The 24,722-nt window shown below is 65.1% G+C and carries 25 protein-coding genes and 2 tRNA genes; 9 read left to right on the top strand and 18 right to left on the bottom strand.

Annotated elements, in window-relative coordinates:
• Positions 1–2 precede the first annotated feature (2 nt).
• The 6 genes from ACYVF5_RS06865 to ACYVF5_RS06840 all read right to left on the bottom strand — a co-directional run bounded on the left by ACYVF5_RS06865 (position 3) and on the right by ACYVF5_RS06840 (position 7,989).
• Entirely contained in the window at positions 3–578 is a 576-nt protein-coding gene (locus ACYVF5_RS06865) for a YceD family protein (protein ID WP_460944656.1), read from the bottom strand.
• Positions 579–629: 51 nt separating this feature from the next.
• Positions 630–2,921, bottom strand: a complete 2,292-nt coding sequence (locus ACYVF5_RS06860; RefSeq protein ID WP_460944654.1) for a transglutaminase family protein — start codon at positions 2,919–2,921, stop codon at positions 630–632.
• Positions 2,918–4,168 carry a DUF58 domain-containing protein gene (locus ACYVF5_RS06855; RefSeq protein ID WP_460944652.1) on the bottom strand — a complete coding sequence of 417 codons (1,251 nt, stop codon included), beginning with the start codon at positions 4,166–4,168 and terminating at the stop codon, positions 2,918–2,920. Before ACYVF5_RS06855 ends, ACYVF5_RS06860 begins: the two co-directional genes overlap by 4 nt.
• Positions 4,169–4,239: 71 nt before the next feature.
• Entirely contained in the window at positions 4,240–5,280 is a 1,041-nt protein-coding gene (locus ACYVF5_RS06850) for an AAA family ATPase (protein ID WP_460944650.1), read from the bottom strand.
• Positions 5,277–5,759 carry a pantetheine-phosphate adenylyltransferase gene (coaD, locus tag ACYVF5_RS06845; protein WP_460944648.1) on the bottom strand — a complete coding sequence of 161 codons (483 nt, stop codon included), beginning with the start codon at positions 5,757–5,759 and terminating at the stop codon, positions 5,277–5,279. The genes ACYVF5_RS06850 and coaD overlap by 4 nt, the downstream gene beginning before the upstream one ends.
• Positions 5,760–5,805: 46 nt before the next feature.
• Positions 5,806–7,989 carry an ATP-dependent DNA helicase RecG gene (locus ACYVF5_RS06840; protein WP_460944646.1) on the bottom strand — a complete coding sequence of 728 codons (2,184 nt, stop codon included), beginning with the start codon at positions 7,987–7,989 and terminating at the stop codon, positions 5,806–5,808.
• 147 nt (positions 7,990–8,136) lie between these two features.
• Between ACYVF5_RS06840 and rsmD the strand changes: the two genes are divergently transcribed.
• Positions 8,137–8,703, top strand: coding sequence for a 16S rRNA (guanine(966)-N(2))-methyltransferase RsmD (gene rsmD / locus ACYVF5_RS06835; protein WP_460944643.1), 567 nt, complete (start codon positions 8,137–8,139; stop codon positions 8,701–8,703).
• 16 nt (positions 8,704–8,719) lie between these two features.
• Here rsmD and thiL read toward each other — a convergent pair whose 3' ends face one another.
• Entirely contained in the window at positions 8,720–9,733 is a 1,014-nt protein-coding gene (gene thiL, locus ACYVF5_RS06830) for a thiamine-phosphate kinase (protein ID WP_460944641.1), read from the bottom strand.
• Between the two features lie 24 nt (positions 9,734–9,757).
• Here thiL and ACYVF5_RS06825 point away from each other — a divergent pair, with 24 nt between their 5' ends.
• Complete coding sequence (locus ACYVF5_RS06825) at positions 9,758–10,240, top strand: DUF3515 domain-containing protein (protein ID WP_460944639.1); 483 nt, start codon at positions 9,758–9,760, stop codon at positions 10,238–10,240.
• 7 nt (positions 10,241–10,247) lie between these two features.
• Here the strand turns inward: ACYVF5_RS06825 and ACYVF5_RS06820 are convergent, their stop codons facing one another.
• The 7 genes from ACYVF5_RS06820 to ACYVF5_RS06790 all read right to left on the bottom strand — a co-directional run bounded on the left by ACYVF5_RS06820 (position 10,248) and on the right by ACYVF5_RS06790 (position 17,863).
• Positions 10,248–11,342, bottom strand: coding sequence for a D-alanine--D-alanine ligase family protein (locus tag ACYVF5_RS06820; RefSeq protein WP_460944637.1), 1,095 nt, complete (start codon positions 11,340–11,342; stop codon positions 10,248–10,250).
• Positions 11,254–12,369: an NAD(P)H-dependent glycerol-3-phosphate dehydrogenase gene (locus tag ACYVF5_RS06815; RefSeq protein WP_460944635.1), complete on the bottom strand. Its 1,116-nt coding sequence runs from the start codon at positions 12,367–12,369 to the stop codon at positions 11,254–11,256. Before ACYVF5_RS06815 ends, ACYVF5_RS06820 begins: the two co-directional genes overlap by 89 nt.
• Positions 12,366–13,220 carry a lysophospholipid acyltransferase family protein gene (locus tag ACYVF5_RS06810; RefSeq protein ID WP_460944633.1) on the bottom strand — a complete coding sequence of 285 codons (855 nt, stop codon included), beginning with the start codon at positions 13,218–13,220 and terminating at the stop codon, positions 12,366–12,368. The genes ACYVF5_RS06815 and ACYVF5_RS06810 overlap by 4 nt, the downstream gene beginning before the upstream one ends.
• A gap of 7 nt (positions 13,221–13,227) precedes the next feature.
• On the bottom strand, positions 13,228–14,598 hold the full coding sequence (gene murA, locus ACYVF5_RS06805) for a UDP-N-acetylglucosamine 1-carboxyvinyltransferase (protein ID WP_460944631.1): 1,371 nt from the start codon (positions 14,596–14,598) through the stop codon (positions 13,228–13,230).
• Positions 14,599–14,643: 45 nt separating this feature from the next.
• On the bottom strand, positions 14,644–15,240 hold the full coding sequence (gene leuD, locus ACYVF5_RS06800; RefSeq protein ID WP_460944629.1) for a 3-isopropylmalate dehydratase small subunit: 597 nt from the start codon (positions 15,238–15,240) through the stop codon (positions 14,644–14,646).
• A complete protein-coding gene (leuC, locus tag ACYVF5_RS06795; protein ID WP_460944627.1) occupies positions 15,240–16,721 on the bottom strand; it encodes a 3-isopropylmalate dehydratase large subunit in 1,482 nt (493 codons plus the stop codon). Before leuC ends, leuD begins: the two co-directional genes overlap by 1 nt.
• Before the next feature lie 128 nt (positions 16,722–16,849).
• Positions 16,850–17,863 (bottom strand): TerC family protein, encoded by a 1,014-nt coding sequence (locus ACYVF5_RS06790; protein WP_460944625.1) that lies wholly within the window; start codon positions 17,861–17,863, stop codon positions 16,850–16,852.
• A 233-nt stretch (positions 17,864–18,096) separates the two neighbouring features.
• On the opposite strand from ACYVF5_RS06790, the gene ACYVF5_RS06785 reads away from it, so the two are divergent.
• The 3 genes from ACYVF5_RS06785 (at position 18,097) to ACYVF5_RS06775 (ending at position 19,507) form a co-directional block, all read left to right on the top strand.
• Positions 18,097–18,771, top strand: a complete 675-nt coding sequence (locus tag ACYVF5_RS06785) for a TIGR00645 family protein (RefSeq protein WP_460944623.1) — start codon at positions 18,097–18,099, stop codon at positions 18,769–18,771.
• Positions 18,772–18,840: 69 nt separating this feature from the next.
• Entirely contained in the window at positions 18,841–19,164 is a 324-nt protein-coding gene (locus ACYVF5_RS06780) for a helix-hairpin-helix domain-containing protein (protein ID WP_460944621.1), read from the top strand.
• Positions 19,165–19,255: 91 nt separating this feature from the next.
• Positions 19,256–19,507: an excisionase family DNA-binding protein gene (locus tag ACYVF5_RS06775; RefSeq protein WP_460944619.1), complete on the top strand. Its 252-nt coding sequence runs from the start codon at positions 19,256–19,258 to the stop codon at positions 19,505–19,507.
• Here the strand turns inward: ACYVF5_RS06775 and ACYVF5_RS06770 are convergent.
• Positions 19,505–19,577: transfer RNA gene (locus ACYVF5_RS06770), tRNA-Glu, on the bottom strand. The two genes, ACYVF5_RS06775 and ACYVF5_RS06770, sit on opposite strands and share 3 nt — an antisense overlap.
• Positions 19,578–19,779: 202 nt before the next feature.
• On the opposite strand from ACYVF5_RS06770, the gene ACYVF5_RS06765 reads away from it, so the two are divergent.
• The 4 genes from ACYVF5_RS06765 to ACYVF5_RS06750 are packed head-to-tail and all read left to right on the top strand — an operon-like array spanning position 19,780 to position 21,974.
• Positions 19,780–20,418 (top strand): MBL fold metallo-hydrolase, encoded by a 639-nt coding sequence (locus tag ACYVF5_RS06765; protein WP_460944617.1) that lies wholly within the window; start codon positions 19,780–19,782, stop codon positions 20,416–20,418.
• A gap of 34 nt (positions 20,419–20,452) precedes the next feature.
• Entirely contained in the window at positions 20,453–20,659 is a 207-nt protein-coding gene (locus ACYVF5_RS06760; protein WP_460944615.1) for a KTSC domain-containing protein, read from the top strand.
• 41 nt (positions 20,660–20,700) lie between these two features.
• A complete protein-coding gene (locus ACYVF5_RS06755) occupies positions 20,701–21,309 on the top strand; it encodes an SRPBCC family protein (protein ID WP_460944613.1) in 609 nt (202 codons plus the stop codon).
• The gene (locus tag ACYVF5_RS06750; RefSeq protein ID WP_460944611.1) at positions 21,306–21,974 is read left to right on the top strand and encodes a DUF4166 domain-containing protein; all 669 of its coding nucleotides are present in this window, start codon (positions 21,306–21,308) and stop codon (positions 21,972–21,974) included. Before ACYVF5_RS06755 ends, ACYVF5_RS06750 begins: the two co-directional genes overlap by 4 nt.
• Positions 21,975–22,104: 130 nt before the next feature.
• Here ACYVF5_RS06750 and ACYVF5_RS06745 read toward each other — a convergent pair.
• The 3 genes from ACYVF5_RS06745 to gltX all read right to left on the bottom strand — a co-directional run bounded on the left by ACYVF5_RS06745 (position 22,105) and on the right by gltX (position 24,703).
• A tRNA-Gln gene (locus ACYVF5_RS06745) sits at positions 22,105–22,176 on the bottom strand.
• A gap of 98 nt (positions 22,177–22,274) precedes the next feature.
• Positions 22,275–23,189 carry an NAD(P)/FAD-dependent oxidoreductase gene (locus ACYVF5_RS06740; protein WP_460944609.1) on the bottom strand — a complete coding sequence of 305 codons (915 nt, stop codon included), beginning with the start codon at positions 23,187–23,189 and terminating at the stop codon, positions 22,275–22,277.
• Positions 23,186–24,703 carry a glutamate--tRNA ligase gene (gene gltX, locus ACYVF5_RS06735; RefSeq protein ID WP_460944607.1) on the bottom strand — a complete coding sequence of 506 codons (1,518 nt, stop codon included), beginning with the start codon at positions 24,701–24,703 and terminating at the stop codon, positions 23,186–23,188. Before gltX ends, ACYVF5_RS06740 begins: the two co-directional genes overlap by 4 nt.
• Between the last annotated feature and the right edge of the window lie 19 nt (positions 24,704–24,722).

Below are 24,722 nucleotides of genomic sequence, written 5' to 3'. Positions count from 1 at the left end.
TCTTATCTCTTTTCTCTGTCTGTGGTCTCACTGGCTTCGGCATCCGAGGCGTCGGAGCCTGTGTCTGCTCGAAAATTCGCGAGCGCAGACCAGCGTGGATCATGTGTTTCGTGGGGTTCTCGGTCGGGCTGTTCAGCCAGACGCTCTCCCGTCTCAGGATCGAGTCCGGGGCAGTCTGGCCGGCAAACCGGCTGAAACGGCAGTGAGAGCACTACCGCGTCTCTGACGAGAGGTTCCAGATCCACGTGGTCACCGCGAACCTCATGCTCAGAAGATTCGTCACTAGGGTACGCGAAAAGTTCCTGAAATTCGACTTCGACCGGCAGCGTCATCTCAGTGAGGCATCTTCCGCACTGCCCTTCGGCTGTTGTTTCGATCTCGGCGGTGACGAGAATACCCTCGTGCACGGATTCGAATCGGACATCCTCATGGATGGGCGTGCCCTCTTTCACAGCCACAAGTCCCTCGCCGAGGGTTGCGGGAGACGGCACCGTGTACTCGTGCTCTCGCATCTCTCCCGGCCTGCGGACGAGGTCGCGCACGCTGACGGAGAACGGCATCTTTCTGTAATCGGTCACACCGGCAATTCTACCGTCCCGCACGCATCGGCTCCTGCGAGTCCGCTCAGGTCAGCCCTCGGCCCGATGGGGCACCCGCGACCGTCTCGGCGGCGAGAGAACGGATGCCGGCAGCAGCAGCGCCCGCATTCGTTCCGGTGTGCTCGCCCCACGGGAGATCGCCGTTGTCACGATGATCGCGTCATCGGCGAGCCCACGCCCCAGGGCATCCGGCTCCGCGGGGGCGAAGCGGTGCCGTTCGACAGCGTCGAGCAGACGGTGAAGGGCTGCACTCTCGGCGTCTGCCAGTTCAAGGCGCTCCGAAATCGCCTCCGCCCGCGCACGCGGGGTGTCTGTGGGCGGAACATCCTGCCCGTGGTCTCTCTCTGCATCCTCGACCATCTGCCAGGCGAGGTCCGCGCCCCCTCGTCCAGGTCTCAGGCCTCGTCCTCGTCTCAGGTCAGCGAGACGGCGTGCCCGTCTCACACGGGCGAAAACGGCCGGAACAGCTGCGCACACGAGCACGATGACCGCGAGGCCCCAGGTGTACGCGAAGAGATCAGAACGCGATTCATCTCGCGTTGTGCGCTCGGACGCCTCTTCTTCGGCCTCCGGTTGCTGCTCCGGCGTCGGTGTCACCGGGCGAACATCTGGTTCGGCCTCATCGGCCGGCTCGTTCGCGCTGACCTGGAGCGCATACTCCGGAATGACCCCGCGTCCGGTGGTCGGCTCGAACGGAACCCAGCCCACACCGCTGAAATACAGCTCGGGCCACGCGTGCAGATCGTCGGATGTGACCGTGTACCGTGAACGTTCATCCTCGGTCGCGCCCAGACGATCACCGGGAAGGTATCCGAGCGACACCCTCGCCGGAATCCCCGCCATCCGCGACATCACAGCCATAGCCGAGGCGAAGTGCACGCAGTAGCCGGTCTGCTCTTCGAGAAAGCGAGCGATGACGTCGTAGCCGTCGCCGTCGTAGCCGTCGTCAACGGGTGAGTCGAGCGAATAGCGGAAATCTCCGGCCCGGAAGAACTGCTGCAGCGCATAGGCGCGATCGTAGGCGTTCGTCAGTCCGGCGGTCACCTCATCGAGTGTGGTCTCGATGAGATCTGGCACGTCGTCGGGAACCTCGAGGTACGGCGTCACCGATTCCGGATAGTCGGCTGGCGCGGCGACGAGCTGTTCCCTGGTCGGACGCAGCGACAGGCTCTGAGAGACGTACTCCTGTCCCCGAGTGCTGGAACTGGGGCTCGACAGGGTGAGCCCGTCCACATCCCACTCCCACCGGCCGTCCAGGCCCGTCACCTGAACACTCGGGAAAGGGACGGGAAGCCACTCACTGCGCATTCCGACGATGTCGACGCTCGTCTCGACGGTCTCAGTCGGGGTCGACGCGTCCAGACCGGGGACCTGCATCACGGAGCCTCTCGAATACGGCTCAGTCACCTGGTCGTCGCCCGGTGACCAGGTGGTGCCGTCGAAGCGGTCGAGCGTCAGCAGCCGAAAGTACTGCGGGCGCGTTGTGTCTGTGATGTAGCGGAACTGCTCGGTGCTGCCCGGTCTGCGAAGGTCTGCGCCGAGATCCACGAGCGGGCTGATGCCCCGCGACGACACCGGGTCGCCGGACACCGTCAGCAGGCTCGCACCGTTGAAGCCCGGCGCCGCCGTCGACAGCGCCACCGCACCGACGACCGACGCCGCCGTGATGACGAGCATGCCCCCGCCCAGACGAAGGGACGGGTTCCTGACCCTCGCGTCAACCCACAGCATCCACAGAAAAACGACTGTGCACAGTGCGAGAGGCCACGGGGTGACATCGCCCGTCACGATCCCCGGCACAACGACCACACCGACCACGAGTGCACCCGTGAGCGCAACACGACGAAGCGAGAGCGCAAGCCCGTCGAACAGCACCGCGAGCACGCCGACACCGCATGCGAGCACGAATCGGATGCCGTCCGTGGCCGGCGCAGGGGTGGATTCGCGGATGATCGAGGTCGTGCCCGCCGAGGCGAGCTCGCCGAACACCGCAAACGTCTCGGCCGTCGGAACGACGAACACCAGACCCGTCGCCGGTGCATACAGCAGCGTGAGCACGGCCAGTCCGGCGAGGGCGCCCACCGGTGTTCCCACCCAGCGTGGCGCTCCGAGCGAGCGGATGCCCGCCGCTGCCGCAAGCACTGCGGCAGACAGAAGAGCGGCATCCGTCCACCAGACGATGCCATGCAGGAGCGGCGTGAGTGTGGCGACGGTGGTCAGGAGCATCACGAAGACCGCGCCGGTCAGCAGCCAGAGCCGACGAGCGCCGTCGCGCCGCCTTGTGCGGCGGGCGAGCCCGGCCCCGGTCGCTCTCACGGTCACCCGCCCCTCACGACCTCGGCCGTGTGGATGATCTGCGACCAGGCGTCGCCGACAGAGGTGTCGTCTGACAGCTCAGCGGTGCGCCACCCCGCATCGGCGAGCAGTTGAACCGCTAGCGTTTTGTCCCGCCGTCCGTCGGCAGGATGCCTGGCGCGCTGGGAGGCGTCGTCCCGGTGCCCGCTCTCTGCTGATTCACCGAGAAAGATCACAGCGGGTCCTGTCCCCGACCCGATCACGGCGAGTCGTCTGGCCTCTGCCGCTGTCGTCGGCCCTCGCACGACGAACACGGGCGCGGCCTGCCGAACGTCGTCGACGAGAGGTGCGATCTCTTCTGCGATGTCCCAGTCGGACGGAACGGCGCATGGCGAGGCGTCCGCGAGTGCCTCGAGCAGGTGCTCCCCGTCGTCGACGCCGAAGCGTCTGACCCGGCGGCCGGCGTCTGCGGGCGAATCGCCGACAGCCGTCTCGGCCAGGACCACCGAATGCCCGGTGTCGAGCAGCAGAATCGCCATCGATGCGACGAGTTCCACTCTGCGCTCGAACCCGACGTCGTCAGAAGAGGTGTCGAACACCACGAGCGCAGAGGGGTCCGCCTGCTGCTCCTCCTGGCGCACCATCAGCTCACCCTTTCGGGCGGTCTGGCGCCAGTGCACCCGTCTGAGCGGGTCTCCTGCCCGATACTCACGAGCGATCAGCTCGTCGGCGCGCGGATTCGACAGCTGGTAGTGCGAGATTCTTCCGCCGTCGCCATTCGACGATCTGAACCCTCCGCTCGGCAGTGCCGTCACGCGCGGCGTGATCACGAGGGGTGTGCGCCCTGCGACGCGGTGATGGGTCGTCACCAGGCCGAAGGGATCGGTCCAGCCGACCCAGAGAGGTCCGACGGCGAAACGTCCCCTCGACGCCGACACGAGCTCGTAGTCGAGCGTCACGGTCCGCGACGCTGAACGCTCGCCCTCGGTGAGAATCCCTTCGGGAGGATCGCCGAACACCGCCGGCACCGCCTCGTTCCACCTGAGCCCCGGGCGAATGCTCGTGTCGGACGTGACGATCGTGCGCACGGCGACGGGCTCGTCCACGGCTGCGGAACGAGGTGTGAACACGCGTCTGGCGCTCAAGCCGGAACGCTGCATCCGAACCCAGACGAGCGCGCCGATGCAGATCAGCGTCACCACAAGCGCGAGATACAGGGCCTCGCGCCTGTCGAGGACCACCGCGACGACGAAGAGCGAAACGGCAATCGCCACTGCGGTCCACCCGCGCGTGGTCAGTCGAGCCGGCCTCATGCTCTCGGTTGCCGCCCGCGCCACGATCGTTCCTATCTGGCGTCGTGTATCGGCACGGGTGTTGTCTCGACGATCCCGCTGACGATGCTCGCGACGAGGGAGTCCGTGTTCTGATGACGCCCGACCGCCCTGCTCGTCGGCATGAGCCTGTGGGCGAGAACCGGCACGGCGAGGGCGTCGACGTCATCGGGCAGAACGAAGCCACGCCCCGCGATCATGGCCATCGCCTTGGCGGCTCGAATCAGCTGGAGGGTGGCCCTCGGGCTTGCTCCGAGTCTCAGTTCGTTGTGCTCACGGGTTGCGCGCACGAGCTCGACCGCGTAGGCCTTGACGGCCGGCGACACGAAGACCGCGCGGACCGTCGCCATCATACGCCGCAGGGTGTCCTGGTCGACGACCGCAGATAGCGTTCCGAGGGGGTTGAGGCTGTCGCGCGCCGTGAGCATCGCCATCTCGGCATCCGTGTCTGGGTACCCCATCGAGATCCGGGCCATGAACCGGTCTCGCTGTGCCTCGGGGAGCGCATACGTGCCCTCCATCTCGATCGGATTCTGCGTTGCCACCACGGTGAACGGCGCCTGGAGCGGATAGGTCGTCCCGTCGACGGTGACCTGGCGCTCCTCCATGCACTCGAGCAGGGCCGACTGCGTCTTCGGCGAAGCCCGGTTGATTTCGTCTCCGATGACGATGTTCGCGAACACGGCCCCGGGCGTGAACTCGAAGCGCCGTTCCATCTGGTTGTAGACCGAAACCCCTGTGACGTCACTCGGCAAGAGATCCGGAGTGAACTGAATGCGGCTCACCGTGCAGTGCACGGACTTCGCGAGCGCCTTCGCGAGCATCGTCTTGCCGACGCCGGGCACGTCTTCGATCAGCAGGTGCCCCTCGGCGAGCAGCACGGTGAGCGCGACCTTCACGGCCTCGTGTTTGCCGTCGATGACCGCTTCGACGTTCCGCACGATGTCCGAGGCCATGGACGCGGCGTCATCGCGGTCGAGACGCCCCGCATCGTCGGATTCGGTGTGGGGCGGCACCGAACTGTCTGTCGGCGCGTGGGTGAGGTAACTGTTCATGTCTTCTGCAGGAACCGGGCAACGGCACGGGGAACGAACGGACTGATGTCGCCGCCGAGGCCGGCGACCTGCCGCACGAGCGAACTCGACACGTGGGCGTGGGCCGGGTCCGGCAGCATGAACACCGTCTCGACACCGGCGAGATGCCTGTTGACGATAGCCATCGGCGTCTCGTATGCGACGTCGACCTGTGAACGGATGCCTTTGACCAGCACGGACGCACCGACATCCGTGGCGTAGTCGACGAGCAGGCCGACGCTCCATGACGCGACGACGATGTTGCCCGGGTCGCCGCCCTCTTCGATGGACTGCTCGAGCAGTGAGACCCGCTGGGCGATCGGGAGGAGCGCGGCCTTGTCGGGATTGTGCACCACGAGCACGTGCAGCTCGTCGAAGAGCCCGGCGGCTCGCCTGATCACATCGATATGACCGAGTGTGACAGGGTCAAACGATCCGGGGACAACGGCGATCCTCTGCATTCGTTAAGCCTACGGCACGCTCACGATTAGATAACAATCGCGCAGGTCATCCCTTGCGCAGTGCAGCACGCTCGCGTTCGTCCACCGACCGGGCAAGTGCTTCGGCGGTGGCCGGATGCCGCGCCAGGGCAGGGTCGGCCTCAAGCAGATTCTCTGCGTGCGCCCTCGCGGCCTCGATGATCTCGCCGTCTGTCGTCACCCGCAGCAGTCGCAGAGACGAACGGCGACCGGACTGCACACTGCCGAGAACGTCTCCCTCTCTGCGCAGCTCGAGGTCGATCTCGGCGAGACGGAAGCCGTCGAGGGTGTCGGCGATGGCCTGGACGCGCTCCCTGGCGGGGGTTTCCTGCTCTGCGGCGGTGACGAGCAGGCAGACCCCGGCGAACTCGCCTCGTCCGATCCTGCCGCGCAGCTGGTGCAATTGCGACACACCGAAACGATCGGCGTCGAGCACTACCATCACCGATGCGTTCGGAACGTCGACGCCCACCTCGATGACGGTTGTCGAGACCAGGACGTCGAGTTCGCCTGCGCTGAACCGCTGCATAATGCGGTCCTTGTCGTCTGCAGACATCCGCCCGTGCAGTGCGCCGATCCGCGCGCCCGTCAGCGCCGGAACGCGCGTCAGCTCCTCGAGCACCGTCGTCACGGCGGCGACCGTGCGGCCACTCGGTGACCCGTGGGAATCCGCGTCGTCCGGCGCGGGCTCGCCGTCATCTTCGACGACGCCGGGATCGATCGCAGGGCACACGACGAACGCCTGGCGACCGGCTGCGATCTCTTCGGCCACCCGCGCCCAGATGCGCCCGAACCATTCAGGTTTCTCGGCGAGCGGCACCACGAAGGTCTCGATGCCGATGCGTCCGGAGGGAAGCTCTCTGATGGTGCTCACGTCGAGGTCGCCGAACACGGTCATCGCGATGGTCCGCGGAATCGGCGTCGCGGTGAGCACGAGCACGTGCGGGGGGCGTTGTGCCTTGCCCTTGAGCGTGTCGCGCTGTTCGACGCCGAACCTGTGCTGTTCGTCGACGACGATCAGCCCCAGATCGAAGAACGTCACCGAGTCGCTCAGCAGGGCGTGCGTTCCGATCACGATCTGTGCCTGGCCGCTCACGATGAGCAGCATCGCCCGCTTGCGCTCCGCCGTGGTCATCTGACCCGTGAGCAGAACCGGCTTGACCTCGGCGGCGATGTCTGGCCCGAGCGCCTTGACCATCGAACGAAGGTGCTGGGTGGCGAGGACTTCGGTCGGGGCGAGCAGCGCCGACTGCCCGCCGGAGTCGGCGACCGTGAGCATGGCCCTGAGCGCGACGAGGGTCTTGCCAGAGCCGACCTCGCCCTGCACGAGCCTGTTCATGGGCGACCGGCCAGACATGTCGTAGGCGATCTCGTGCCCGACCCTGTTCTGGTCACCGGTCAGTTCGAAGGGAAGAGCCGCATCGAAACGCTCGAGCACCCCGCCAGGTCTCGGTTGGCGGGGATACGCCTCGGACCGTTTCGTCTGCTGCCTCTGCTGCACGAGGGCCGTCTGCAGGATGAACGCCTCGGCGAAGCGCAGGGTCCGCCTGGCGGCATGCCAGTCGACGTCCGTCGACGGGCGGTGGATGCGTTCCAGCGCGTTCCGGTAGTCCAGGAGCCGTTCCGTCGACCGCACGTCGGCCGGGATCGGGTCGTCGATCTCACCGAGGTCGTCGAGCACGAGATCGATCGACGCCTGTATCTGCCAGCTCGACACCGTGCTCGTCGCCGGATAGATCGGAATCGGCTTCGTCACCCATTCCCTCGCCGCCGCGGCATCGGGCCGGTCTGCGACCTCGGCGTCGAACAGCTTGTAGTCGGGGTGCGCCAGCTGGAGTGCGTCCCGGTACTCCCCCACCTTGCCCGCGAAGATCCCCCTGACCCCCGCGGCAAGCTCTTTGGATCGCCAGGCCTGGTTGAAGAAGGTGAGGGTGAGGATGCCCTTGCCATCGGTGATCTTGGCCTCGAGGATCGAGCCTTTTCTCGACTTCATCGTGCGGTTCGTCACCTGAAGGACTTCGGCGATGATCGTCACGTTCTCGCCGACGGGCAGTTGGTCGATCGCCGTCAGCTCACCTCTGCTCGCATACCGCCGCGGGTAGTGCATCAGCAGGTCGCCGGTCGTCTCGACGTCGAAAGCGCGCGCGAGCGCGGCAGCCGTTCGCGGTCCGATCACACCGTTCAGCTTGGTGTCGAGGTCAGACCCGGTCATGCCTCGAGTCTATTCGGAGCCGACGACGTGCGTCCCCGTCTCACTCCCGGGGAACCAGCGTCTGCGCGACGGTTGCGGAGCGGGTCCGCTCTCGTCCGGAACGCGCTCTCGCCGGGAGGCCACCGAGCACCGACTAAAGTTGGCGCGGTGACGAGAATTGTTGCGGGTGTCGCAGGCTCCCTGACCCTGACCGTGCCCCGGCAGGGAACGCGCCCGACGAGCGATCGGGTTCGAGAGGCGGTTTTCTCTGCTCTCGACGCCAGGGATGCCGTTCATGGCGCCCGTGTTCTCGACCTGTATGCGGGGTCTGGCGCACTCGGTCTTGAGGCGGCGAGCCGGGGAGCAGCATCCGTTGATCTCGTCGAGAGGCATTCCCAGGCCGCGCAGGTCTGCCGACGAAACGCGTCGACGGTTCTCGCGACGTTCGGTTCGGGACTCGCACCGGACATCCGTGTCTCGGCCGTTGCGGTGCAGCAGTTCCTCGACAGGGCGGACGGGGAATGGGACCTCGTGTTCTTCGATCCTCCGTATGACCTCTCCGAAGACGAGCTCGCGCAGAACCTCGCCTCCCTCGTTCCTGTCCTGTCGGAGCACGCTCTCGTTCTGGTCGAGCGCAGCTCACGGACCCCTGAGCCGGTCTGGCCAGGTGAGCTCACCGCTGAACGATCGAAGTCTTACGGAGAAACGGTTGTGTGGTGGGCAGGACCGGCCTGATCGGCGTGCCACGCCATCATCCGACACCACCGTCCCAGCCGCGATAGGGATCCCACCCCAGCACACCGTCGATGGGGCTGTCATCGACCGTCACACCCGAGCCGGATCTCACCCTGCCGATCTCGACAAAGCCCTCTGGCACAGACGACGGAGGGAACGTCGCCAGCAGAGCGTGGTCTTCTCCCCCGCGCAGTCCGCGCTGCAGGTTTCCCTCTGCCGCGATCGCCCTCACAGCCTCTGCGCTGACGTCGACGCGAACCCCCGACGCCCGCGCAAGGCGTTCCGCATCGAGTGAAAGACCGTCAGAGACGTCGAGCATGGCCGTCGCCCCGGCCAGGGCGGCCTGCCTGCCCAACCCGATCGGAGGAGCGGGTGCCAGCTGGGCGTCGACGAACACCGGCATCTCGTGCCGAAGACGCTCTGCAGCGGACGCAAGCGGCTCGCCGGAGTCGTCGACGCCGCGTTCGAACAGCAGCGCGAGCCCGGTCGCGGCGAAGCCGACACGACCGGCGAGTGCGACGACATTCCCAGGACGAGCACCCGACCGCAGCACGGGCTGACGCCCTTCGAGATCGCCGAACGCCGTCACGGCGACCGTGAGCGTGTCTGAGACGGACAGATCGCCCCCCACGACGCCACATCCGGGAGCGAGGGCCTCGCACGCCTGTCTGAGTCCGCGCGCGAACTCGGTCACGGCCGCGACCGGCAGCTGCCTGGTGACGGCGAGAGCGACCACGAGCCCCGTCGGCCTCGCGCCCATCGCTGCCACGTCGGCGAGGTTCGTGGCCGCCGCCTTCCAGCCCAGGTCGAACGGAGTCGACCATGCGAGCCGAAAATCGGGGCCGTGCACCATCATGTCTGTGGTGACGACGTAGCGTCCGTCTGCGGCGGCCATCACTGCGGCGTCGTCGCCCGGGCCGAGCAGCTGCCCGCTCGCGGGCGGGAGGAGCGGGAAGATGCGGGAGAGGATGTCGCTCTCACTCACCTCTGCGATCGTGAGGCTTCCGTCGTCCCGCGCAGCTGCTGTCATGGCATCAACGGTAGCCTGAGAGAGATGTCTACCCGATCTCGCCTCGTGAGAGCGCTCGTCTCAGCAGCCGTCATTTCACTCGCGCTGTCCGGATGCTCGCCGACGCTGAACCTGGATCCCGCGGCCGACGCGGGCAACCCGCAGTGCGCCGAGGTGAGTGTGCGGCTGCCCGATCGCGTCGCAGACCTGCCCGAGCGTGAGACCAACGCACAGGCGACGGGCGCATGGGGTGACCCTGCCGGCGTCATCCTGCACTGCGGCGTGGCCGTTCCGGGCCCGACCACCGATCCGTGCCATTCGGTGAACGGGGTCGACTGGATCGAAGACGCCAGCAGGGCTGACGAAGACATCTACGTGTTCACCACCTATGGGCGAGACCCGGCCGTCGAGGTGGTCATCGACGCGAGTCTGGCCTCTGGGACCACGGCACTCACCGACCTGGCCACCGCGGTCTCCGTGCTCCCCACGACCACCGAATGCGTCGGGGCTGCCGACGTGCTCGAGTAGGAGTCCGTCAGCGCGCGCCGGTGACGTGTGCCACGTCGAGCAATTCGGTGATCAGCTCCCGATAGGTCATGCCAGAGGCTATCCAGCATTTCGGGAACATCGAGATCGGCGTGAATCCAGGCATCGTGTTGATCTCGTTCACCACGAGTCCGTCGTCGGTGAGAAAGAAGTCGACGCGTGCGAGTCCTTCCGCACCGATCGCGTCGAAAGCCTCGAGCGCCGCCCTCTCCATCTCGGCATACTCGCCGGGTTCAAGCGGCGCCGGGCACACGAGGTCGACACCCGGAGCGTCGAGGTACTTCGCGTCGAAGTCATAGAAGTCGCGCCCCTTCACGACGATCTCACCGGCAACGGATGCGCGCGGCGGGTCGCCGGGACGCCCTCCGAGCACTCCTATCTCGAGCTCGCGCCCAGACGCGCCGGCTTCGATGAGAACCCTGTCATCATGCTGGAAGGCCGTATCCATCGCGGCATCCACCTCGTCGACGGAGGTGACTTTCGAAACGCCGACGCTCGACCCGGCTCGTGCGGGTTTGACGAACACGGGGAACCCGAGTTCGGCAGCAGCCGAACGCGCGACGGAGGGATCCACTGCATGCTCTCGGTCAGTCACCGTGCGCCACGACGCGACGGTCATGCCCGCGTGCTGAAGCACAGTCTTCGTGAAGTGCTTGTCCATCGCCACAGACGACGCAAGCACCCCTGAGCCGACGTACGGGAGCCCCATGAGGTCGAGAAGGCCCTGAACGGTGCCGTCCTCCCCGTAGGGCCCGTGCAGGATCGGGAACACGACGTCGATCACCCCGAGCGACCGGCGGCCGTCACGGTCGGTGACGGTCATTTCTCGCGAGTGCGCGTCCTCTGGCCACTGCACGCGTGTGCCGTTGTCTTCGACAGAGGGCAGTGCCCGTGCGCCGAGGGTGAACCGCGACGGGTCATCCTCTTCGAGCACAAACGAGCCGTCACGCGTGATTCCAACGGGAACGACGTCGAAACGGTCTCTGTCGATGGCCTCAAGCACGCCTCCCGCTGTCGCGCAGCTGATCGAGTGCTCGCTTGAGCGACCTCCAAACAACACCGCCACCCGGCGCTTTTGCGTCATCGTTAGTCCTTTCGCCCTGCGGCTCGTCGCTGTCGGTTGTCAGGTGCGGGGCGATGTCCCGCGGGTCGAGGGAGCCGTCGATCACCTGTTTCACTTGCAGGGCGATCGGCATCTCCACCCCGATCGATCTGGCCAGTTCGAGCACGGGGGCGACAGACGCGAGACCCTCGGCGGTCTGCTGCATCTGCTTGACCACGGCCTGGTAGCTGTATCCCTGCCCGAGAAGGCGCCCGGCTGTGTTGTTCCGCGAGAGCGGCGACTGGCAGGTGGCGATCAGGTCGCCAAGCCCGGCAAGGCCGGCGAGGGTCTCGGGTTTCGCGCCCTGCGCGACGGCGAAGTCCGTCATCTCGACGAGCCCTCTTGTGATGATCGAGGCCTTGGTGTTCTCGCCGTATCCCACTCCGTCGACGATCCCGATCGCAACGGCGATCAGATTCTTGAGCACTCCACCGAACTCGGTGCCTATCACGTCGGTGTTCACAAAACTGCGGAAGTAGCCGTTGCGCGCCCTGAGTGCGACGGCCTGGGCCGTGTCGAGACTCTGAGATGAGACAACGGCCGCGGTGGGCTGCTCTTTGGCGATCTCGAGAGCGAGATTCGGCCCGGATGCGACGGCTATGAGCGACGTGTCGATCTCGAGGCTCTGCTCGATGACCTGACTCATTCGCAGTCCGGATCCTTTCTCAACACCCTTCATCAGCGAGACGACTATCGCACCGTGCGGCACGTGCTCTTTCACGGCGACGAGCGTGTCTCGCAGCGACTGGCTGGGCACCGCGATGAACACCTGTTCGGCTCCCGAGAGCGCCTCTCGCAGGTCGGCCGTCGCCCTGAGGCCCTGCGGCAGAGTCACCCCGGGCAGGTAGTCGCTGTTCCGGTGGTTCCTGTTGATGTCGTGCGCGAGCTCCGGGCGTCTCGCCCACATGGTCACCTGGGCTCCGCCATCGGCGAGGATCTTGCCGAACGTCGTACCCCAGCTGCCCGTTCCGAGCACGGCGACGCGGGCAGCAGCGGTCTTGCGCGTCAAAAGCGGCCCGTCTCTTTCTGATTGTGTTTGCTCGGATCCCAGCGTTCCGCCGGTGGTTTCTCGTCTCTGACACCGGCGAGAAGCTCGGTGATCGCATCCATCACGACATCGGTGGCCTCGGTGAACGTGGCCGACTCGAGCGGTCGCCCGGCGAAGGCAGAGAGATCAACCGGGTCGCCCACCTTCACAACGACGTTCTTGGCGGGAAAAAAATGAATCTTCTTCGAATACCGCGGCATCACCTGCTGCGTGCCCCAGTGTACGACGGGAATGACCGGAATGCCGTGGGTGAGCGCCATCCGCACCGCACCTGTCTTGCCGCGCATGGGCCACAGGTCCGGGTCACGTGTGAGTGTTCCCTCGGGATACACGATGACACCCTGACCGGTCTTCACGAGTTCACCCGCCGCTTCGATCGGGCCTCTGCCGCGAACCGATCCTTCACGTTCGACGGGTATCTGTCCCGCTCGCGTCAGGATCCACCCGAGGAACCGGTTCTTGAACAGGCCGGCCTTGGCGAGAAACCGCGGCATACGTCCCATCTTCCACACGGCGACGCCGACCACTATCGGATCGATCTCGCTGTAGTGATTCGGCGCGAGAATGAACGACCCCGTGCGCGGCAGTTTGTGTCCGTCGACGATCCTGATCTTCATGATCAGCCGAGACAACGGCACAACGATCCCGGCGAGGATCCAGAAGATCGACGGCCTGGTCTTCTCCGGGCTCGCCCTCTGGCGTGTGCCGGCCGTTTTGCCGGCGTTGGCGGCAGCTGTGCCGCCTTTCAGGCGCGCCTTCAGGCGGCGGGGCACCGGCGGACCCGATTGGGGCCCGTCTTCTGACGTCGACACGTTCCCATTATCCTTCGAGAACGAAGTCGGCCCCCAGCTGCCTGAGCTTGGTGATGAAATTCTCGTAGCCACGGCTGATGATGCCGACGTTCGACACGGTCGATTTTCCTTCGGCGCTGAGCGCGGCGATGAGGTGCGAGAACCCGCCGCGCAGGTCGGGAACAACGATGTCCGCGCCGTGCAGCTTCGTCGGACCGGCGATCACCGCGGAGTGGTTGAAGTTCCGCTGTCCGAAACGACACGCCTGTCCGCCGAGGCACTCCCGGTGCACCTGGATCGTCGCACCCATCTCGACGAGAGCGTCGACGAACCCGAACCGCTGCTCATAAACGGTTTCGTGCACGATCGACACCCCCTGCGCCTTGGTCAGCGCGACCACAAGCGGCTGCTGCCAGTCCGTCATGAACCCCGGGTGCACATCCGTTTCGATGATCACCGGGTTCAACGGTGTTCCCGGATGCCAGAAACGGATGCCGTCTTCGTGGATCTCGAACTCGCCGCCGACCTTGCGGAAGACGTTGAGAAAAGTGAGCATCTCGGACTGCTGTGCACCACCGACGAAGATGTCGCCCTCTGTCGCGAGTGCGGCTGCCGCCCAGCTCGCGGCTTCGTTGCGATCGAACAGAGCACGGTGCGTATATCCGTCGAGCCGTGCGACGCCTTCGATGCGAATGACGCGATCGGTGTCGACGGTGATGATCGCGCCCATCTTCTGCAGGATGTTGATGAGATCCATGATCTCGGGCTCCATCGCAGCGCCGCGCAGCTCGGTGATGCCGTCTGCGCGAACCGCTGTGAGCAAGACCTGCTCGGTTGCGCCGACGCTCGGGTATGGCAGTGCGACCTTCGCACCGGTGAGACCGTTCGGCGCAGACATCCGGATGCCGCTCGGCAGCTTCTCGACGACCGCGCCGAACTGGCGCAGCACCTCGAGGTGATAGTCGATCGGGCGATCGCCGATCTTGCACCCCCCGAGGTCGGGAATGAACGCCTCACCGAGGCGGTGGAGCAGGGGCCCGCAGAACAGGATGGGGATCCGGCTCGAACCGGCGTGCGCGTCGATGTCGGCCATGTGGGCGCTCTCAACGTCCACCGGGTCGAGCACGAGTTCGCCCTCGTTCTCCCCGTCGGTGACGGTGACGCCGTGCACCGCGAGAAGACCGCGGACCACACGCACGTCGCTGATGTCCGGGACATCGCGCAACGTGCTCGGCGTCTCGCCGAGGATCGCGGCGACCATCGCCTTGGTGACGAGGTTCTTCGCGCCCTTGAGCTCGATCCTGCCGCGAAGCGGTCGTCCGCCGTTGATGGTGATCCTGTCGCCTTTGAGGCCGACGCTTGCGCCCGCGCGCGACGCGTCTTCGAGAAGAGAACTCAAATCAATTACCTGCACTGCCTGTCTTTGTGTGACTGAAAAGAGTTCTCACCGCGCCGGAAGCGTCTGGGGCCTCCAGGCTTCGCGTGTGGCTTCAAACTCTGAGATGAGCGCTTCATTGCGCAGGGTGAGGCCGATGTCGTCCAGCCCCTCGATCAATCGCCACCTAGTGTAATCGTCGATGTCGAAGTTGACTGTGAGATCCCCGATGGCCGCAGTCTTCTCAACAAGGTTCACGGTGATCGGTATTCCCGGCTTCGCGTCGATGATCGCCCAGATGCGTTTGATGTCCTCTTCGTCGACGATCCCGGTGAGCAGGCCCTGCTTGCCGGAGTTGCCACGGAAGATGTCGCCGAAACGCGAACTCAGCACGACGTCGAAGCCGAAGTCACGCAGAGCCCAGACGGCGTGCTCCCGAGACGACCCGGTGCCGAAGTCCGGCCCGGCGACCAGGACGGATGCACCGGCGAACTCAGGGCGATTGAGCACGAACTCCGGATCCTGGCGCCACGCGGCGAAGAGCGCGTCCTCGAACCCGGTCTTCGTGACGCGCTTCAGGTAGACCGCAGGGATGATCTGGTCGGTGTCGACGTTCGATCGTTTGAGCGGTGCGGCCACGCCTGTGACCGTTGTGAACTTCTGCATTATTCGCCCGCCCCCGTTTCTGCGCCGCTCGTCACCAGATCAGATGTCCCGGAATCGATGAGGTCAGATGGTGTCGACAGTGTGCCGCGGATGGCCGTCGCCGCGGCGACGAGTGGCGAGACGAGGTGGGTTCGCCCGCCTTTGCCCTGCCGCCCCTCGAAGTTCCGGTTGGATGTCGACGCGCACCGTTCACCCGGCGCGAGCTGGTCTGGGTTCATCCCCAGGCACATCGAGCAGCCTGCGAAACGCCACTCCGCCCCGAAGTCGGTGATGACCTTGTCGAGGCCCTCTGCTTCTGCCTCGAGCCTGACTCTCGCGGATCCGGGAACAACCATCACACGAACGTCGTCTGCCTTCCTTCGCCCCTTGATGATCGATGCGAACGCACGCAGGTCTTCGATGCGGCTGTTCGTGCACGATCCCATGAACACCGCGTCGACCCTGACCTCCTTCATCGGCGTGCCCGCCTCGAGGTCCATGTACTCCAGCGCACGCTCCGCCGCCGCCCGTTCGTTCGGCTCGGCGATCTCAGCCGGGTTCGGCACACGGTCGCTCAGCGAGACCCCCTGGCCCGGGTTCGTTCCCCAGGTGACAAAGGGCTCGAGCTCGTTGGCGTCGAGGAACACCTCTGCGTCGAAGGTCGCCCCGTCATCCGTGGGCAGCGTTCGCCAATAGGCGACCGCATCCTCCCAGTCCTGCCCCCGAGGGGCGTGGGGCCGGCCCTTGAGATACTCGAAGGTCGTGTCGTCTGGCGCGACCATTCCGGCGCGCGCGCCCGCCTCGATCGACATGTTGCAGATCGTCATGCGGCCCTCCATCGAGAGCGAGCGGATCGCAGAACCGCGATATTCGAGAACGTAGCCCTGTCCTCCGCCCGTGCCGATCTTGGCGATCACCGCGAGGATGATGTCTTTCGCCGTGACGCCGGGCCGCAGTGTTCCCTCGACGTTGATCGCCATCGTCTTGAACGGCTTGAGCGGCAGCGTCTGCGTGGCCATCACGTGCTCGACCTCGCTGGTTCCGATGCCGAAGGCCATCGCGCCGAAGGCTCCGTGCGTCGAGGTGTGCGAGTCTCCGCAGACGACGGTGATTCCCGGCATGGTGAGACCGAGCTGCGGTCCGACGACGTGCACGATCCCCTGCTCGACGTCACCGAGCGAATGCAGGCGGATGCCGAACTCCTCTGCGTTGCGACGCAGCGTCTCGATCTGGGTGCGGCTCGTCAGGTCGGCGATCGGCCTGTCGATTCCGATGGTCGGCGTGTTGTGATCCTCTGTGGCGATGGTGAGGTCGGGGCGGCGCACAGGGCGCCCCGCCATCCGCAGGCCGTCGAATGCCTGCGGGCTGGTCACCTCGTGCACGAGGTGCAGGTCGATGTAGATCAGGTCGGGGGTTCCGTCTTCCCCTTTGGCGACCAGATGGTCCGCCCAGACCTTCTCCGCCAGGGTGCGGGGCTCCGTGCTCTCTGCGCGTGTGTTCATGAGTGCTCTGTCCTTGAGTATCGGTGGTCAGGCATGGCGACATAGCCGCGGCGAGGGAGCCTGTCGAAAACTAGGCCTCGTCGCGGCAGCTAAGAAGAAGCAACCCGAACAGCACGAGAGTCAGAATATCACTCGTCGGCGTCGACCCGCGCGGTCTCGACCTCGTCGCGCATTGTGCGGCGCGCTTTCACCACGCTGGCGATGGTGGCGACCGCCATCGACGCGATGATCACACCGAGAGACGTCCAGGTGTCGATCTCCGGCGCCCATTCGATGTTCTGACCGCCGTTGATGAACGGCAGTTCGTTCTCGTGCATGGCGTGCAGCACGAGCTTCACGCCGATGAACGCGAGAATGAAAGCGATGCCGTACTTGAGGTATTCGAGGCGTTCGAGCAGCCCCCCGAGCATAAAGTACAGCTGACGCAGGCCCATCAGCGCGAAGATGTTCGCGGTGAACACGATGAAGGGGCTCTGCGTGATGCCGAAGATGGCGGGAATCGAGTCGAGCGCGAACATCACGTCTGTTGTGCCGATCGCGATGAGCACGATGAGCATCGGCGTCCAGTACCCGTGATCGCCGATGCGCGTGCGCAGCTTGGCCCCGTCGAACTCGTCTGACACCTTCACCCGGCGCTTCAGCCACGCGATGAACCGGGTCTCCTCCTCTTGGGCTTCCTCCACTCTGCCGAACGCCTGCCGCCAGGCCGTCCAGAGAAGGAACACTCCGAAGATGTAGAAGACGAAGCTGAAGTTCGCGATCAGTTGTGCGCCGAGCAGGATGAAGATCCCCCGGAAGACCAGTGCGAGGATGATTCCGATCATCAGAACTTCCTGCTGGAACTTCTTCGGAACCGAGAACCTCGCCATGATGATCACGAAGACGAAGAGGTTGTCGATCGAGAGGCTGTACTCGGTCAGCCAGCCGGCCAGGAACTCGCCGGCATAGTCTCCGCCGGCGAACAGGAACATCAGTCCGGCGAAGACGAGCGCGAGCGTGACGTAGAAGACGACCCACAGGGTGGACTCCCTCATCGACGGGATGTGCGGTCTCTTGACGACGAGAAGCAGGTCGACGAGAAGGATGAGCCCGAGAACGACGTATGAGCCGATCTCGAACCAGAGCGGAAGCAGCGGATGCATGGAGCACCTTTCACAGGAGGGTACGGCTGAGGGCCGAAAGTCTCTCCCGCACCGTGTGCCATGACCGGTGCCACGCATCCGGGGTCGCATCGACGGGACCCGTACTGACGAACGCGCGTTGAGGGATACTCCCCTTCGCTCCGATCAGTCTAGCGGTCGCATCGCATGCCGGCGCGTCGTTCCCACAACACGTTGTCAGTTTCAGACGGAGAACGACCTCTAGAATTCATGCCGTGACTCGTGAAGATTCCCAGGCCAGGCAGTTCCGTGACCCCAGTGCAGCCTCGAATGCACTCGGCTACTTCATCTTCGCGAGTCGGTGGCTGCAAGCACCGCTCTATCTCGGGCTGATCGTCGCGCAGCTGATCTACGTGATCGTTTTTATGGTCGATCTCTGGCACCTGGGCGAAGACGTTGTGCTCGGGCTCGGCGGGCACGAGGGCCACGAGCTCAACGAGGCGACGATCATGCTCGCCGTTCTCGGACTCATCGACGTGGTGATGATCGCGAACCTGCTGATCATGGTGATCATCGGAGGCTACGAGATCTTCGTCTCGAAGATCAACGTCACCGGTCACCGGGATCAGCCTGAATGGCTCGCGCACGTCAACACCAACCTGCTCAAGGTCAAGCTCGCCGTCTCGATCATCAGCATCTCGTCCATCCACCTGCTGAAGACGTTCATCGAGGTCGGCGACATGTCGGGTCGCACGAGCGAGAGCAACTCGGTGACCGGCGAGACGTACACAACCGAGGGCGTGATGTGGCAGGTCATCATCCATCTCGCGTTCATCGTCTCTGCCCTCGCGCTCGCCGCGATCGACAGGATGTCGCAGCCGAAGCGCCCCGTTGCGATCGGCCGGGCGGCGCCCGGGCATATGCGCGAGGCTGAACCCGTCGACGCCTGAGCGGCGGTCACCGGAACTCCCCCGCACTGGACGGTCCCGCAATCACCGCTCTCGACATACGCTCGTAGCATGGCTGAGCAATGGCATCGGGATGACGCGTTCCACGTCGACGAGACGGTCGAGGGCGACGACCCCGTCGTCGCGGAGTCCATGGATGACGACGGGACCGACGAGGTGACGGCAGCCCCGCTGCCCGCCGTGAGCGCTCCCGCGCAGCGTGCGCTGGCGGCATCCGGCATCACCGGTCTGGGCGAACTGAGCCTGCACACGGAGAAAGACGTGGCATCGCTGCACGGAGTCGGCCCGAATACGCTGAAGAAGCTGTCGGCCGCTCTGAGTCAGCATGGTCTCGGGTTTCGTCCCGAATCGTCCGATCAGGATGCTTCCGGCTGAGTCCTCTGCGAGCCCCGCGGCCGCGATCACAGCCGCCCTCCGAAGGCGTCTGTCCGAAGGTTGTCGTTATTGCGGTTATCGGTAGGACGAGGTGCCGCCGACCCAGGCTGCCGAGCTTCTCGGCGTAACCCGTCAGTTCGTGGATCGGCTCTGCGAGGACGGCGTGCTCGCCTTCCGCCGTCTGCCCGGCAGCCGTCACCGCCGCATCCGCGTGCAAACGTCCTGTCATCTGGGTCTGGACCGACGACCTCCTGGACGAGTGGGAGCAGGTCATCTTCCGCGAGCGGGCACGGCCGGACATGCAGAGAACCCCCGGAAATCCGGGGGTTCTCTGGTGTTGTGACCCCAGCGGGATTTGAACCCGCGTTACCGCCGTGAGAGGGCGACGTCCTAGGCCGCTAAACGATGGGGCCGTGAAACAACGTGTTCGAGTATGACATAGGTTCGGGGCGCGATCAAATTGATGCCGGTTGGGGCATGCGTTCAGCGAAACCGGCGAAATCCCGGTTCGATTCTCATCTCTGAGATCGTCTCTCTGCTGAGTCCGAGCTGAGTTTTCTATGTTCGGTGACGCGGCGACTTGAACCCCCGCACCCGACGGTATTAGCTCGACATATGAAGTTGACCAAGCTTGAACACGCTGCCCTGATCGTCGAAGAATCGGGAAAAAAGCTCTTTGTGGATCCCGGGGCGTTCACCACGGCGCTCACGGACACCGCGCAGGCTGTCGCCATCGTGATCACGCACGAGCATCCCGACCATTGGACGCCCGAGCAGATCGAACGCGTCCTCGACAAGAGCCCCGATGCGCAGATCTTCGGACCGGCCGGCTTCGCCGCGGCAGCCGGTGGCCTTCCCGTCAGCATCGTCAAGGCGGGCGATGCGGTCGATGTCGGACCGTTTCGGCTGCAGTTCTTCGGCGAGAAGCACAGTGTCATCCACGAGTCCATCCCGATCGTCGACAACGTCGGCGTTCTGGTGAACGGCAAGCTCTACTACGGCGGCGATTCCTACACCGTGCCAGACGGCGTCGAGGTAGACGTTCTCGCGGTTCCGGCGGGCGCTCCGTGGCTGAAGATCGGCGACGTCATCGACTATGTGACCGCCGTCGCACCCAGGCGAAGCTTTCCGACACACGAGATGGTGCTGTCGAAGATCGGCAAAGACATGGCCAACGGCAGAATCGCTACGGCGACAGAGGCTGGCGGCGGCGAGTTCTTTCCCCTTGCCCCCGGCGACACTCTCGATATCTGAACCGGTTGCCAGGAACAGGTTGCGGAAGGTGAACATGCGGTTGGATCCTCTCGAGTCCGACGCCCTCACCGAAGCGTCATACGATCCGGAGACTCGCACGCTGACCGTCGAGTTCGAATCCGGTGGCCGCTATGAGTACGTCGACGTCGAACCGGATCTCGTCGAACAGCTGAAACTGCCTCACCCCTGGCGTCGCGTGGGCGATCAGGTCAAGGCCCACCGGTATCGCCGCCTTACCTGAGCGCTCAGCACCGGATGCTCCGATTGCGCCACACTGGCTCTATGGCACACACGCCGATCTACGTCGAGAGCAGAATCCGCGCTGATCTGGAACGGGTCTGGGAACTCACCCAGAACCCTGCCCACCATCCACGATGGGATCTGCGATTCAGCGCGATCACGCCCGTCGGCGACCTCACCGGAGGCGGCTACCGGTTCAGATACGAACGACGAATACCCGCACACGTCATCGTGGGCACCGGTACCGCGATCGGGGAACGCTCGCGACCAGACGGCACACGCACCTCAGCCCTGAAGTTCGCGACGAGCGACAGACTGTCGCCCCTCGGTGCAGGCCGGGGTTATTGGCGCTATGAGCCCACGCCCACCGGCACAACGTTCATCACGGGATTCGACTACGAGCCCGCATGGGGCGCGCTCATCGACAAGCTCTGTGTGCGGCCCGTCGTCGGGTGGATGACCGCCTGGAGTTTCGACCGCCTGCGCATCTGGGCAGAGACAGGCGTGCCGCCGGAGCGCTGGCCGGCGGCATCCGTCTTGAGGTTCTGGCGCAGGGACCGCCCTCGGGCACGTCGCTGTCTGCGTGAGAAGAGACGTTCGCAGACGATGACCGGCGCCCCATCCACACTCGACGATCTGGAGATGCCGTGACGTCGATCTTCGAGCAGGCGATGGGTCCTGACTTCGCACGCCTCCATCCGATGTTGCGGCGGCGGTTCGGTGTGGGACTGGGCGCGAAGTACGGTTGCGTCGGACGCGGCACGATGAAGCGCATCCGGCGTGGACGGTGGTGGACGGCTCTGTTCCTGCAGATCGGCAGGATCCGCAACATTCTCACGCCGGATGTCGGCGAGCACGTGCCGTTCGTGATCGAGAACTATCCCTACCGAGACCCGTACGGGCGCGAAACCGTGACCTTCGTGCGCGAGTATTCGGTGGGGCGCACGCCCACACGATTCGATGCGACGATGGTGCTCGACAACGGCTCGATCGTTGACTATCTCGGAACCCACCAGCACCTCGCCGTCGATCTCGATCTCGTCGCGGAGCCTGACGGCTCGCTCCGCCTGCGATCGGACGGCCAGCGATTCTATGCGGGCCCCCTGGGCTTCCGCTTTCCGATGCTGTTCAGCGGACGCGCCGACCTACACGAGACCTTCGACGACGATGCGCAGGTCTACCGGATCAGGCTGGAAGTGCGAAACCGGTTCTTCGGCTTTCTCTTCGGCTATGAAGGCGAGTTCACCTGCGAGTTCCCGGCGGCTGAAGACGCACCGTCCCGCTTGAAGCCCGTCAGACATGAATCACGCACCTGAGCACCGGCGGTTCTGTCCCATAAGCCGATAACCCCCGGCTTGTGCTTGTGTTGCAGGCCAAGCACCGCGTCACGCAAAAAGACCCCCGACGACGTTCATCAGAAGATGAACTTCATCGGAGGTCGCACTGCTGGGGTACCTGGACTCGAACCAAGAATGGCGGTACCAGAAACCGCTGTGTTGCCAATTACACCATACCCCAATGGCCTCTGAGCAATACCCGGGGCCGAGAGTCAACTGTAGCCTAACGAGACCTGCCACTCAAACTGAGACGCCCGGTTCTGGCGTCTTCGGCAGAACTCAGCCGAAAGCGATATCCCGCACGATGGCGCGCGACACCCGGGCGCCAGAACCGGCTGCGATGATGAGCTGTTCCGGCCCAGGAGGAGTGATGTCGCCGACGGCGTACAACCCGGCCACGCCTGTGCGTCCGCCGTCGTCTGTGACCACCAGTCCCCCCTCGTCACGGGTGATGCCCAGGCCGTCGAGATAGTCGAGTCTCGCATGCCACACCGGCCGCACGAATCCGACGGAACACGCGATGGTCTCACCGTCGGCCAGCCTCACACCCGTCATGCCCGACCGATCACCCTCGATCTCGTCGATCCGCCTGTGCTCCACGCGGATGCCTCGTTCAGCCAGAAGGCTCTCGTCATGCCCGCCCACCTGCACCTCACCGTTCGTGAACACGATCAGGTCATCTGTCCACAGGCTCGCGTGGATCGCCCGCCTCGTAAGGTCGTTCGTCTCGCCGATCAGCGCGAGCGGCGAGGCCTGCTTCTCATATCCGTCACACTCGAAACAACTGTGCAGGCTTGTGCCATAGAAAGCACGGATGCCGGGGACCTGCGGCAAGGTCTCTGTCAGCCCGGTGGCCGCGACGACCCGGTCGGCCGTCACGTCGCGATCGGGGTCGCCTCGCACCCCGCTGGCGACGATCCGAAATCCGTCGCCGTTCGCAGAGATCGACTGCACGAAGGCGAACTGCACCTCGGCCGTCTCATATTTCTGCACTTCTTCACGGCCGAGACGACGAAGCTCGAGCGGCGGGATTCCGTCTCTCGTGAGAAAGCCGTGCGACATCATGGTGGCCGCGTGCCGCGGCCTGTTGCTGTCGAGCACAAGCACCCGCCGCCTGGCACGAACGAGGTTGAGCGCCGCCGAGAGCCCCGCAGGGCCCGCTCCGACGACAACAACGTCGTAGTGCCCGTTCATGCCAGCTGAGCCGAAAGACGCTCGAGTCGCGCGACGCTGTCGTCTCTGCCGATGATCTCAAGCGATTCGAAGAGCGGCGGAGACACACGCCGTCCAGAGACGGCCACACGCAGCGGGCCGTACGCCACCCGGGGCTTCAAGCCGAGCCCGTCGATCAGCGCGCCGGCAAGCGCCTGCTGAATGAGCTCGTGCGACCATTCCGACTCCGACAGACCCTGCAGCGCCGCCGTGGCGGCGGTGAGGACCTCACGCGCATCGGCGGGGAGGCTCTTCAGGGCGTCGTCCTGGTACTCGACGCCTGCGGCATCCGTGAACAGGAACCCGAGCATGCCCGGCGCCTCACCGAGCAGTCCGATCCGCTCCTGCACGAGCGGCGCGGCCTGCGCAAGGATCTGTGCCTGTTCGGCCGTGAGCGGCGCACGCAGGATGCCGGCCGACTCGAGGTAGGGAATCGTGCGCTGGGCGAAATCGTCGGCCTCAAGCATCCGGATGTGGTCGCCGTTGATCGACTCCGCCTTCTTCAGATCGAAGCGGGCGGGGTTCGGGTTGACGTTCACGACATCGAACGCCGCGACCATCTCGTCGAGGGTGAAGACGTCGCGGTCGGCAGCGAGCCCCCAGCCCAGCAATGCGAGATAGTTGACGAGTCCCTCTGGAATGAACCCGCGGTCGCGGTGATGAAAGAGGTTGGCCTGGGGATCGCGCTTCGACAGCTTCTTGTTGCCGTCACCCATCACGTACGGAAGATGGCCGAACTGCGGAACGAAGGTCGTCACCCCGATGTCGATGAGGGCGTGGTACAACGCGATCTGCCGAGGAGTCGACGGAAGCAAGTCCTCGCCGCGCAGCACGTGGGTGATTCCCATGATGGCATCGTCAACGGGGTTCACGAAGGGGTAGAGCGGATGCCCGTTCGGTCTCACCACAACGAAGTCGCTGAACGAGCCCGCCGGGAAGGTGATCTCGCCGCGAACGAGATCGGTGAAACTGAGATCGGTGTCGGGCACACGAAGCCGAAGCGCCGGCTGCCTGCCCTCGGCGCGGAAGGCCCGCTTGTGCTCGTCGGAGAGTCCGCGATCCCCGTTGTCGTAGCCGTGCTGCTTGGGCCGACCCGCGGCCTCGTTCCTCGCATCGATCTCTTCGGCGTTCGAGAAGCTCTCGTACACGTGTCCAGACGCCATCAGGCGCTCGATCACGTCACGATAGACGTCATGGCGCTCGGACTGCCTGTACGGCCCATGCGGTCCCCCGACGCCTTCTCCTTCATCCCAGTCGAGATTCAGCCATCGCAGCGCGTCGATGATCTGCCCGTAGCTCTCTTCACTGTCGCGGGCCGCATCGGTGTCTTCGACGCGGAACACGAGTGTGCCTCCCGTGTGCCGGGCGTATGCCCAGTTGAAGAGCGCCGTGCGGATCAGGCCGACGTGCGGTGTACCGGTCGGCGAGGGGCAGAAGCGAACGCGAACCTCGCTGCCCGTGGCCGTCGAGAAGGGGTGTGTGGAGTGAGTTGACATCGCTGTCAATCCTACCGGC

It is taken from the genome of Okibacterium endophyticum, assembly GCF_054780075.1.
This window is presented reverse-complemented; position numbering and strand designations above follow the sequence as displayed.